General features: G+C 48.7%; 8 protein-coding genes and 3 pseudogenes. 10 read left to right on the top strand and 1 reads right to left on the bottom strand.

The window, feature by feature from the left end; genetic code table 11:
- The first annotated feature begins 229 nt into the window (after nt 1-229).
- The 3 genes from IQ268_RS27375 (at nt 230) to IQ268_RS27365 (ending at nt 2,610) form a co-directional block, all read left to right on the top strand.
- Nucleotides 230-826 (top strand): HAD family hydrolase, encoded by a 597-nt coding sequence (locus IQ268_RS27375; RefSeq protein ID WP_193885819.1) that lies wholly within the window; start codon nt 230-232, stop codon nt 824-826.
- Nucleotides 827-930: 104 nt separating this feature from the next.
- Nucleotides 931-1,368, top strand: coding sequence for a GNAT family N-acetyltransferase (locus tag IQ268_RS27370; RefSeq protein ID WP_339383638.1), 438 nt, complete (start codon nt 931-933; stop codon nt 1,366-1,368).
- Nucleotides 1,369-1,926: 558 nt separating this feature from the next.
- Nucleotides 1,927-2,610 carry a site-specific integrase gene (locus tag IQ268_RS27365; RefSeq protein ID WP_339383637.1) on the top strand — a complete coding sequence of 228 codons (684 nt, stop codon included), beginning with the start codon at nt 1,927-1,929 and terminating at the stop codon, nt 2,608-2,610.
- 186 nt (nt 2,611-2,796) lie between these two features.
- On the opposite strand, the gene IQ268_RS27360 is transcribed toward IQ268_RS27365, so the two are convergent.
- Nucleotides 2,797-3,033, bottom strand: coding sequence for a hypothetical protein (locus IQ268_RS27360; RefSeq protein WP_193885818.1), 237 nt, complete (start codon nt 3,031-3,033; stop codon nt 2,797-2,799).
- 648 nt (nt 3,034-3,681) lie between these two features.
- Here IQ268_RS27360 and IQ268_RS27355 point away from each other — a divergent pair.
- The 7 genes and pseudogenes from IQ268_RS27355 to IQ268_RS27320 all read left to right on the top strand — a co-directional run bounded on the left by IQ268_RS27355 (nt 3,682) and on the right by IQ268_RS27320 (nt 11,519).
- A complete protein-coding gene (locus IQ268_RS27355) occupies nt 3,682-4,410 on the top strand; it encodes an alpha/beta fold hydrolase (RefSeq protein ID WP_193885817.1) in 729 nt (242 codons plus the stop codon).
- Nucleotides 4,411-4,425: 15 nt separating this feature from the next.
- Complete coding sequence (gene fumC, locus IQ268_RS27350) at nt 4,426-5,829, top strand: class II fumarate hydratase (RefSeq protein WP_193885816.1); 1,404 nt, start codon at nt 4,426-4,428, stop codon at nt 5,827-5,829.
- A gap of 52 nt (nt 5,830-5,881) precedes the next feature.
- Complete coding sequence (locus IQ268_RS27345) at nt 5,882-7,525, top strand: NAD-dependent malic enzyme (protein WP_193885815.1); 1,644 nt, start codon at nt 5,882-5,884, stop codon at nt 7,523-7,525.
- 21 nt (nt 7,526-7,546) lie between these two features.
- Nucleotides 7,547-8,491, top strand: a pseudogene (locus IQ268_RS27335) (AEC family transporter).
- Between the two features lie 112 nt (nt 8,492-8,603).
- Nucleotides 8,604-9,821: pseudogene (locus IQ268_RS33570) on the top strand (oxalate decarboxylase family bicupin).
- Between the two features lie 32 nt (nt 9,822-9,853).
- A pseudogene (locus tag IQ268_RS27325) lies at nt 9,854-10,042 on the top strand (hypothetical protein); the annotation flags it as partial.
- Between the two features lie 82 nt (nt 10,043-10,124).
- On the top strand, nt 10,125-11,519 hold the full coding sequence (locus tag IQ268_RS27320; RefSeq protein WP_193885811.1) for a sensor histidine kinase: 1,395 nt from the start codon (nt 10,125-10,127) through the stop codon (nt 11,517-11,519).
- The last annotated feature ends 17 nt before the right edge of the window (nt 11,520-11,536 follow it).

Raw genomic sequence — 11,536 nt, 5'->3', positions numbered from 1 at the left:
TCCTAAGTAAGGTGACTGGAAGTCCGTCTCTCTGTGCAGCCAGCTAACAATTCCGTTGCACACCGACTGTATGAAAATTATTGGCTAGGTTCGAGAAGTCGTCTGAGGCGGGTGAACAGGGTTGTTAGCATTCCACGCGCTGACGCACCCTAGGGTAAAAGAAATTAGATTTGCTTGATGAGGATTTATGGTTGTTGAAAATCTAATTTCTTAAGAGGCGGCTTTATCCATGCGCGCAGTTATCTTCGACATTGACGGCACTCTCCTTCACTCCAGTAAACTTGATGACGAAACGTACATCTCCGCCATTCACGATGTACTGGGACCTGTGCAATTCAGAAAATCATGGAGCCATTATAAAAACGTCTCTGGTTCTGGAACTCTCCTTGAAATTCTTGGTGACAACAACATCGGGAACACCGCTGATGTGCTGCGTGCCGTTGAGGAGGCATTTGTCGCTAGAATCTCTAGTCATATTGAGAAGCATGGGCCGATCATGGAGGTACCAGGCGCGAAAGACTTTGTTAGTAAACTGGCAAGTTCAAGTGACTGTCAAATAGCCTATGCCACCGCCGGATGGCTCGCATCTGCTCAGATAAAATTGAGATCATCGCATTTTCCAGTGGATGGAATACCCTTAGCATCGTGCAACGATCACATTGACAAAGCCACAATCATGACCCACGCATGCAAGCAACTCACCGCGCCGTTTGATTCAATTACATACTACGGCGACGGCAAGTGGGACGAGTTGGCAGCTAACATGCTAGGTTGGCACTTTGTCCCTGTAGGTAAGAAGCTAAATGGTCTCCGGCACTTTAGTTAAAGACATCAGAGGCCTTCACTTGAGAACCGCGCTCCGTCGTCCAACAAGCGAATGTGATCTCAATCCCTAGTTCTGCGAAATTATTGATACGTAAAGGAATTTCAGTGACTGAGATTAGACCAATCCAGCAAAGTCAAATTGAACAAGCCAAGCAAATCGTCACGACGGTGTGCCTAGAGGTTTGGCAAGATATCCTGACCGAGAAGGAGTTGAAGCGCTATGATTCCATGTCTGATATTGAGCATCTGCGATCGCACTATTTTGACAATGGTGGTGTGTTCTTGGTCTTAGTGGACAACGAGCAAGTTGTAGGTACTGGAGCAATCCGAAAACTTGATAATGAAGTTTGCGAACTTAAGCGTATGTGGTTTCTCAAAGAGTATCGAGGACAAGGATGGGGCTGGGAAATGGCTCAAAGGCTCCTTGATTTTGCTAGGCAGGCAGGTCATCGGAAGGTGAGACTAGACCTTGTAAACGAGGAGCGCCAACCACAGGCACTCAAACTTTACAAAAGACTTGGCTTCTACTCAATTGAGATATAACGATAGTCTGTGCAATGTCTTTATGGAAAAGCGTTTATAGTGAGATCGCTCGCCGTAGGTTAGGTTGACGAAGGAAACCCAACAACTTCTTAGCCACTAACTTCATCCGCTTCAGCAATCGCCAGCTAACCCTCGCGTGCACCGGACAGATTGATAACTTCTGTCTTCATTGCAATGTTATCTGCCGCCGGTGACGCTCACCGTTATGCGGCTGAGTTCTGCTTATTCTAATGCCTACCTGGGGTCGCGACAGGATACGTGTAAAAACCTGCAAGATCAGTCTCAAAACCTCATTCTGCCGTGAGGCTTGCTCTCATAAAGGGTCAAGAATTCAAAATTCTCAAACTCTTCTGGCATGTGTCTTTCAGGCTCATCTTGCATAATTTTACATGTATCCTGTCGCAACCCCTACCTGCACATCCGTCACTAATAAGTTTTTCTTAAGTCCTTCCAACTTAAGGAGATGTACGAACGGAATAATCGGTATTTGAGGCTGATACATTAACTTATTCATATTTCTTAATGTAGAATTGGCTGAACATCCGTACTGCTCGTCCTGTGAAAATCAACCGCCACGACCAAGCCAAGATCTTGTCAGCGCAGGAGATCGCTTGGCTGTTTGATGGCAAGGTGGAGTTGGTTTCAAATCTGAAGCTATTGCTGCTGCTGCTGGTTTGGAGTGGAAAAGGGGAAGGAATGCAGGCGATCTCTTCCCTGTCGTTGCTCTCTTATGTAGAGGGGTTGCCGACAGAGCGCGATCGAGCCTTGTTTGGAATTTGCCTCTACACGACTGCGCGGGTCAACGAGGCATGTTCGTTGCACACTGCTGATGTGTATAGGGCAGACGGGCGGGTGCGCGATCGCATTACCTTTCGACGGGCAACAACCAAGGGGAAACAGGAGACTCGATCCGTTCCAGTGTCACCAGAGTTGAGGGAATTGTTAGCGGAGTATCGGAGTGATCGTCCCTATCTATTTCCAGGGCGGTGGGGGCGAGGACATATCTGTCCAGAATCAGCCGATGCCATTTTACGGGCAGCCTTTAAGCGGTTGGGGATTGAGGGGGCTAGCACTCACAGCTTCCGGCGCACGGCAATTACCTGGATGCACAACGAACGAGTGCCGATCAAGCATATTCAGTCGATCTCTGGACATAAGAGTCTGTCGGCGTTACAGCGATATATTGATGTGACGGAGAAAGATAAGGAGATGGCGATTAGTACACTGAGTTTTCGATCGTAAGCACTGATGATACGAGTTATCAATACGTGCTGGGCTAGATTGCCTGTGCTTGCTATTTATACCCGCCACCACCACTTCCGCTCATCCTACATCCCAGTCCTTAAAATCAATAAAATCAATTAACTAGAATTTAATATTCCTACTAGTTTAACCATTGTTAGACTATTGGGGTTTGAGGCTCTTTCTTCAAAGAACAAGAATCTTCAAAACGATAGTTTGCTCAATCTCAAGATCCAGACTTACGGAAGCATCGGCATTTGAGGCTGATCCATTAAGTTGTTGGAGTTTCCTCATGTAAAATTGGCTGAACACCTGTACTGCTTCAGCCGTGAAAACCAATTGCCGCAACCAATCCGCCTCAGTCTTAGCAAAGGAAAGTTTTTGGTCGTTTAGGCTGAAATACCTGTCAATCAAGGCTTCCATTACTCGCTTCAATCAAACAATTACGGGCTGAAATGTGCTGTTTTGAGCCATAAATCAGACACTCCAAATTGCAAATAATGATTTTGTGTAGTTTCAGGCTTCTAGTGTTTGATCAGCTAGTCACCAAAAATGGGACAGTTGCTTTGTCGATTCACTAACAACCAAAAAATTTCCGCTGCTAATATCAAGCCCGGTAGAGCCTTTATGTTCTTTGAGGCGCTTGTAGATTTCGTCATGGCAATAGGTACGGTAAAAATGCAATCAAAAGCCCGACATAGAGAGATTGCACTCAAGGAGTAATTGTTGCCAATAAGGATGAGCTTGTTCATTTGTAAGCTGTACTGAAGTTGGAGGCTAATGACCAACTTTAGTTGGAGTCAGCCTCCCATCATTAGGGAGACTTTTTGACTCATCATTTGATTACACGAAAATGTCAACCGTGAGTGGACGACAGGCGTGAGTCAATTTCCTATAGTAAGTCCATCAAATGTGATAGTGATTCAATTACACATTGAAGGTTTGCTGATACTGTCTGCACAGCACTCCTAAGAGCACTTCACAGCGCATTGCGATCGCAACCTGCATCCGTCAATTTCTCACATCACGGTTGCAACTTATTCCATTACGATTACCTATCCAGGAGCCATCATGAGTATTGTAAGCGCACAAGCTGACAAGCCTACAATCGTGTTCGTTCACGGTGCCTTCGCTGACTCTTCCAGTTGGAACGGTGTACTGCCCAGGCTGGTCACAAAAGGTTATCCGACCGTTGCTGTGGCGAATCCCCTGCGCAGCGTTAAGAGTGACGCAGACTACATTGCCAGCGCCCTTAAAGACATCGACGGGTCTATTGTGCTGGTTGGGCATTCCTACGGAGGCTCGGTAATCACCAATGCCGTTAATGGGAACCAGAACGTGAAAGCACTAATCTATGTTGCTGCCTTTGCCCCTGATGCGGATGAGACTGCCGTTGAACTCTCAGGACGCTATCCGGGCAGCACGCTTGGAGAAACCCTCACACCGCCAGTTGGCTTGCCCGATGGCAGCAACGACTTATACATTCAGCAGGACAAGTTCCACGCCCAGTTTGCCGCAGATGTACCCCCTAACGACGCACAACTGATGGCTCTTACCCAGCGTCCGATTACGGAAGCTGCACTGAACGAAGCCTCCGGTATGCCTGCATGGAAGTCTACCCCATCCTGGTTCATCTATGGCGATCGCGACTTGAACATTCCGGAGGCGGTGCATTCATTTATGGCGGAGCGGGCTAACTCAAAAGAGACCGTTGTTGTCAATGGCGCGTCCCATGTTGTGATGGTTTCCCATCCAGATGCCGTTTTCGAGATCATCGATCAGGCTGCAACCACTCTCTAGACGACAGGATTGATTATGAGTGCAATTCGCGTTGAAACTGACAGTCTGGGCAACGTCGAGGTGCCCAGCGATAAGCTCTGGGGCGCACAAACCCAGCGATCGCTCGAACATTTCAGCATCGGCAATGATTTAATTCCACGCGAGATGATTGCGGCTTACGCAGTGCTAAAGAAAGCAGCGGCGATCGTCAATCATCAAGCTCAACGGTTGGGTGATGAACAAAGAACATTGATTTGTCAGGTTTGCGACGAAATTTTGACAGGAGAACATTACGACCAGTTTCCGTTGCGTGTTTGGATGACGGGAAGTGGCACGCAATTCAATATGAATGTCAACGAAGTGATTTCTAATCGCTGTTGTCAATTAACTGAAAATCCGCTGGGCAGCAAAACACCTGTGCATCCAAATGATCATGTGAATATGTCCCAGTCATCGAATGATTCTTTCCCTTCTGCAATGTATATTGCGGCAGCGCAGAGAGTGAATGATAAATTGATTCCAGCGGTTAAAGAACTGCGTGATTCACTCAATCGCAAAGCAGAAGCTTGGAAAGAGATTGTCAAAATTGGTCGGACTCACTTACAGGATGCCACCCCGCTCACCCTGGGACAGGAGTTTTCCGGCTATGTGGGACTGTTGGATGATGGCCTCGATCGCTTAGCCGACAGCTTAAAAGGGGTGTATCGGCTGGCACTAGGCGGAACCGCCGTTGGAACGGGGATCAATTCAACGCCTGAGTTTGCAGCCGCTGTAGCCACAGAAATTGCCCAACTCACTGGGCTACCTTTTGTCACTGCGCCAAACAAGTTTACGGTGCAGGGCAGTCATGATGCGTTGGTGATGCTCAGTAGTGCGCTCAAGACCTTAGCCACCTCTTTGTACAAAATTGCGAATGATATTCGTTTACTGAGTTGTGGACCTCGGTGTGGTTTCCACGAACTGGATATTCCTGCCAATGAACCCGGCTCATCAATCATGCCAGGAAAGGTGAATCCAACTCAGTGTGAAGCGCTAGCGATGATTGCCGTACAGGTGATCGCGAATGATGTCGCAGTGACGTTTGGTGGAGCGAGTGGTTATTTAGAGATGAATGTGTATAAGCCTGTGATGATTCACAACGTGATGCACTCAATTCGGATTATGGGTGATGGATGCTCTAACTTTAGTCGATTTTTGGTCGCAGGTATACAGCCTAACCAAACGCAAATTAATACTTTTGTGGAGCGATCGCTGATGTTAGTGACAGCTCTCAGTCCCATCATTGGCTATGACAAAGCTTCGCAAGTTGCACACTATGCCCTTGATCACGATCTGACGCTGAAGGAAGCGGCACTGAAACTGGCATACGTTACTGCTGATGAGTTCGATCAAGTTGTCGATCCCACAAAGATGGTTCATCCCTACGTCGCAAAGTCGTGATTAAACGAAACAGATTGTTCTAACCCCCAATAACAACGGAGATAAAACTGTCATGAATTACAAGACCACTCTGAACGGCAAGCGTGGAGCAGAACTTCTCCATGATCCATCACTCAATAAGTCCACTGCCTTTACAGAGGCAGAACGGCAGGCGTTAGGACTGGTGGGGCTAGTCCCCGATGTCACCGAATCGGAGGATCTGCAATTGTGCCGCGTCATGCAGCAACTGGGTAACAAGAATACTGACCTTGATCGCTACATTTATCTCATCAACTTACTCGATCATGACGAAACCCTGTTCTATCGGACGATCATGTCAGATCCGGCGCGATTTCTGCCGATCGTCTATGATCCCACGATTGGGGAAGCCTGCCTCAAATTTGGACATATTTTTCGAGGTCCAAGAGGTATGTATCTGTCGATCGAGCGGCGTGGACAGGTGAAGCAAATTCTCCAGAACTGGCCCATCAAGGATGTGAGGGTTATCTGCGTGACCGATGGCGGACGGATTCTCGGACTGGGGGATTTGGGTGCGAACGGCATGGGCATTCCAATCGGCAAACTGCAACTTTACACCGCTACTGCCGGAGTGCCACCCACCGGACTGCTGCCCATTTACCTGGATGCCGGAAGCAATAACCAGCAATACCTGAACGATCCACTGTACCTGGGATTACGCAAGACACGCCCATCTACCGAGGAACTGTACAGCTTTGTGGATGAATTTGTGGATGCAGTGCAAGAAGTCTTTCCCAAGTGCTGCATTCACTTTGAGGACTGGACCGGGGTGGATGCTGTCCATTTACTGGAACGTTATCGGGACAAAGTATCCTGCTACAACGATGATGTTCAGGGTACAGCAGGCATTACCCTGGCTGGCATGATCAACGCTACCAAGCTCAAAGGAACCCAGCTCAAGGATGAGAAATATCTATTTTTGGGAGCAGGTTCAGCGGCGATCGGTCTAGCCAACTTGCTTTGTACAGCACTAGTGGCACAGGGGATGACACTGAAGGAGGCTCAGGCACAGGTTTATATGTTTGACGTGAATGGACTCTTAGAACCGACTCGCACCGATCTGGTGGACTTCCAGAAGCCCTATGCCCATCCCCATCCCCCCACTAGAGATTTTGTGGCTGCGATTGAAAGCATCAAACCAACGACCATTATTGGGGTCAGTACGGTGGGTGGTGCCTTTACTCAACAGGTGGTTGAAACCATGTCGCGGCTGAACGATCGCCCAGTGATTATGGCACTGTCAAACCCAACTGAACATGCAGAATGCACTCCTGAGCAAGCTTATACCTGGTCAAAGGGTAAAGCCATCTATGCGGCTGGTGTTCCATTTCCACCTGTTCATTTCAACGGTCAGACGTTCTTACCCGGACAAGCCAACAACTTCTACATTTTCCCGGCAGTCGGTTTAGCCATTTATGCTACAGAGGCGAAGCGCGTGACCGATGAGATGTTTATTGAAGCCGCCGCCGCCGTTGCCGATCAGGTTCCCAAAGATCTGCTGGAGCAGGGGTTAATCTATCCGCCGCAGTCGAACATTCTGGAAACAGAGACCAAGACCGCAGTACGGGTGGCAAAACTGGTGTTTGATAGCGGATTGGCACGGGTTGATCGTCCAGATGATATTGAAGCATTCATTCGCCAGCACGTCTATAAACCGGAGTATCAGCAACTCGTTTGAGCAGAAGGAGATCTAATCCAGATGTCAAGCCAAACAGTGATTCTATTGCCAATATTCTTCGTGATGGGATTAGGATACTTTGCAGGACGAATGAAGCAGTTTAGTAGCACTCAAACGAGTGGACTCAATGATCTGGTTCTAGACTATGCACTTCCAGCTTCTTTATTTGTTGGTACATCCGGTACTTCTCGCGGTGTACTGTTATAACAAGGAACATTATTCTTAGGGTTGCTGATTGCGCTTCTAGGTCTTTATCTGATTGCCTGGTTCGTTAGCAGAATTCTATTTCATCATGACGTTGGAACCGCTGCCCTGCAAGCGTTTGTCATTACAGTGCCCACAGCCCCTTTTATTGGCACTCCCATTCTAAATGACCTCTATGGAAGTTCTAGCATAGTTTCGATCGCAATCAGCGCCATCATCATGAACGTGATTCAAGTTCCACTGACGTTAGTACTGGTGGAACTTGGACAAACTCAAAACGCTGGTAAGCACTTTAGTCTCAATCAGATACTTCAATCATCAGTATCAAGAGCAATCAAAGCACCAGTGGCTTGGGTTCCTGCTTTGGCGATCGCGTTAGTTCTGTTTGGGGTGAAGGTTCCTGGCGCTGTAGACAAAATGCTCACCTTAATTGGCGTTGCAACTTCAGGTGTATCGGTTTTTTGTAGCGGCTTAACGCTGGCAGCACACAAACTCAAGCTCAATCGTGAGGTTATTGTTAACAGTGTGCTGAAGATGATCGTGCAGCCGCTGCTGATGGTAGTTTTGGTGCTTTGGTTGAGCATTCCCCATCCTGATGCCCCAGAGGGAATTTTGATTTGTGCGTTGCCGACCAGTGTGGTTGGAATCATTTTGGCATCACGCTTTCAAATGTATGAGTCGGAAGCATCATCAACTCTGTTGTTAACTTCAATGATGATGATTGCCACCCTGCCGATCGCGATCGCGTTGATTAGCCATTAATTGAAACCAGTCTTATTTCATTGCTGAAATGTTGCCACATCATTTAGACGCGATCGTTGGCTTTTTGATTCAAATCAGTTTGTGTTTCTTATTCTTTTAAGGAGATAAAGCGATGACAGATAAGCATGAAGTTGTAAACCCTTTCCCATCTCATTCGGAAAACTCACCGCCAACCGGAAGCGACGCAATTCAGCCGATACGCGATGGCGAAGGTGCAAGCATTCTCGGTCCGCGCAATTTGTCCCGTGAGGCACAAGACCGGGATTTGATCCGTCCCCCCAAAACCGATGCGGGAACCCTACCGAATATGCGATGGTCGTTTGCTGACAGTCACATTCGGATTGAACCGGGCGGATGGGCACGTCAGACAACGGTACGCGAATTGCCGATCTCGACCGCGATGGCGGGTGTAAATATGCGCTTAGATCCGGGTGGGGTGCGTGAGTTGCACTGGCACAAAGAAGCGGAGTGGGGTTATGTGTTGGCAGGTCAGACTCGCGTGACCGCTGTCGATAGTAACGGCAACACCTTTCAAGATGACCTGGGTGAGGGCGACCTTTGGTACTTTCCACCTGGTATTCCTCACTCTATCTAGGGTATCGGAGAGCAGGGCACTGAGTTCTTGCTCGTATTCAGCGATGGCAACTTCTCCGAAGATAGTACCTTTCTCCTTTCCGATCTCTGTGCCCATATTCCAAAGGAAGTCCTCGCCAAGAATTTTGGTTGGTCAGAGGCAAGCTTTGCGAACATTCCCAAAAAGGAGCTTTGGATCTTCCAAACGGATGTTCCTGGTTCTCTTGACTCCGATCGCATACCAAATCGAGAGCAGGTTCCACAGTGGTTTAGCCACCATATGATGGCACAGGAACCAGAACGTTTTAACGGCGGAACGATTCGCGTTACCGATAGTCGCAACTTTCCGGCTGCCACCCAAATCGCAGCAGCATTGGTCGAAGTCGAACCGGGGGCGATGCGGGAAATTCACTGGCACCCCAATGGGGATGAATGGCAATACTACCTTGAAGGTGAGGCACGAATGACGGTGTTCGCTGCTGAGAGCACCGCTCGGACGTTTGACTTCCAGGCAGGTGATGTTGGCTATGTGCCGATGTCAATGGCGCATTATGTTGAAAACACAGGAACAACAGCCCTGCGGTTTCTAGAGGTTTTCGTTAGCGATCGCTTCACCGATGTGTCGCTCGCTCAATGGTTAGCACTCACACCGCACGAACTGGTTGCAGCACACCTGAACCTCGATCGTGCCTTGGTCGATGCCATACCTGCTCAAAGGCGTTCGATCGTGCCGTCATTAGAGCAGATCGCATCATAAGCAATGGAAAGAAATAGGAAGGTCGTTAGCCGATGTTACTTCAACATGAGACTGAAATTGCAACGCATTCGGAACCGAGTTTGCCCGAAGTTCACAGCAGTATTCCGATTCCAAATGTTCAAAGCTTTTGGCGCAAAATGCTGGCTTTTGCAGGACCGGGCTATTTAGTTTCGGTGGGCTATATGGACCCCGGTAACTGGGCTACTGACATTGCAGGTGGATTGCCTATATTCAATGCATAGAGCGGCAGGAAACCTCGTCAAGACAAATTGTTTAAGGAACAGGCAATGAGGATATGAACGGATGCTCTGTATCGAAGATCTCTCCAAACTTGAACTCTTTCAATACCTCCCTTTAGAAAGGCTTCAGTGGGTGTGCGATCGCGTTGATAAAGTCGAACTCACGGCTGGGGAAACGCTGGTGCAGGAAGGTGATGCCGAACGGGGAGTATTCCTTTTAATTGCAGGTCAAATTGGGGTCACTCGCCTCAGTGAAGGCTTAGATATTCCAATTGGGCAGCATGAAGCCCCGGCATACTTTGCGGATGTACCCGTTCTGACGGATGAACCGATGCCGGTGACGCTACACGCCATGACAAACTGTCTACTTTATGAACTGGCGGGAGAGGACTTCCGCACGCTGCTCCATGAGTGCCGAGCGTTTGAGCGGACAGTGTTTCGAGTCATGGCACAGCGATTGCGGGGGGTCGAATCGTTTGTTCGGGGGCGCGAGAAGATGGCAGCTTTGGGGACGCTGGCAGCGGGTTTAGCCCATGAACTGAATAATCCGGCAGCGGCTGTCGTTCATGCGTTGAGAGATGTCATCCCCGCGATGATGGAACTCCAGCGAATGAACCTGGTCTATGGACAGCGTCAGGTTGAGTCCGCGCACACGCAGCAATGGATACAAACCCGTGATGAGGGATATGACGCGATTTTGCACGATCGCCTGAATTTGGCAACACTGAGCGATCGCGAGGATCAGTTGCTCGATTGGCTGGAAGCGTATGGGGTGGCAAATCCCTGGAACCTGGCGGAACCGTTAGCCAGTGGGGGTGTGACGGTAGAGACTTTAAACGCTTTGACGGCACGCTGGAAAGATGATCCGACAGAACTCAGAGACATCGGTGTGCGCTGGTTGGCGCTCTCGTTTGATGTCGTATCCATGATTAAAAGTGGGTTGCGCGGCGCAGAACGCATTAAAGATCTGGTGCAGGCAATGAAGGCTTACTCTTACCTCGATCAGGGCGTGCAGCAATTCGTAGATGTGCATCAGGGACTTGAGGATACCTTGAAAATCTTTTCCTATAAGCTCAAGTCTGGCATTGAAGTTTCTCGTCATTATGACTGCAACCTGCCACCAATCAAGGCTTATGGGAGTGAACTTAACCAGGTGTGGACAAACCTGATTGATAATGCGATCGATGCGATGGACGGTCAAGGTCGGCTTGAAATTACGACAATACGAGACGGGAACGCTGTTTGTGTGCAAATTACGGATTCTGGGGCAGGGATTCCACCTGAGATTCAATCGCGCATTTTTGAATCCTTCTTCACGACCAAACCAGTCGGCAAGGGCGCAGGTCTGGGTTTAGATGCCGTCCGGCGGATTGTAGAAAACCGTCACCAAGGCACGATCGCTCTAGAGTCACAACCCGGTAAGACTCGCTTCTCAATCCGTTTACCGTTGGCAACATAGAAATTTTTGATCGCAGG

It is taken from the genome of Oculatella sp. LEGE 06141 (assembly GCF_015207605.1).
Classification (GTDB): domain Bacteria; phylum Cyanobacteriota; class Cyanobacteriia; order Elainellales; family Elainellaceae; genus Oculatella.
The sequence above is the reverse complement of the archived record's forward strand: the minus strand, read 5'-3'. Positions and strand labels throughout refer to the sequence as shown.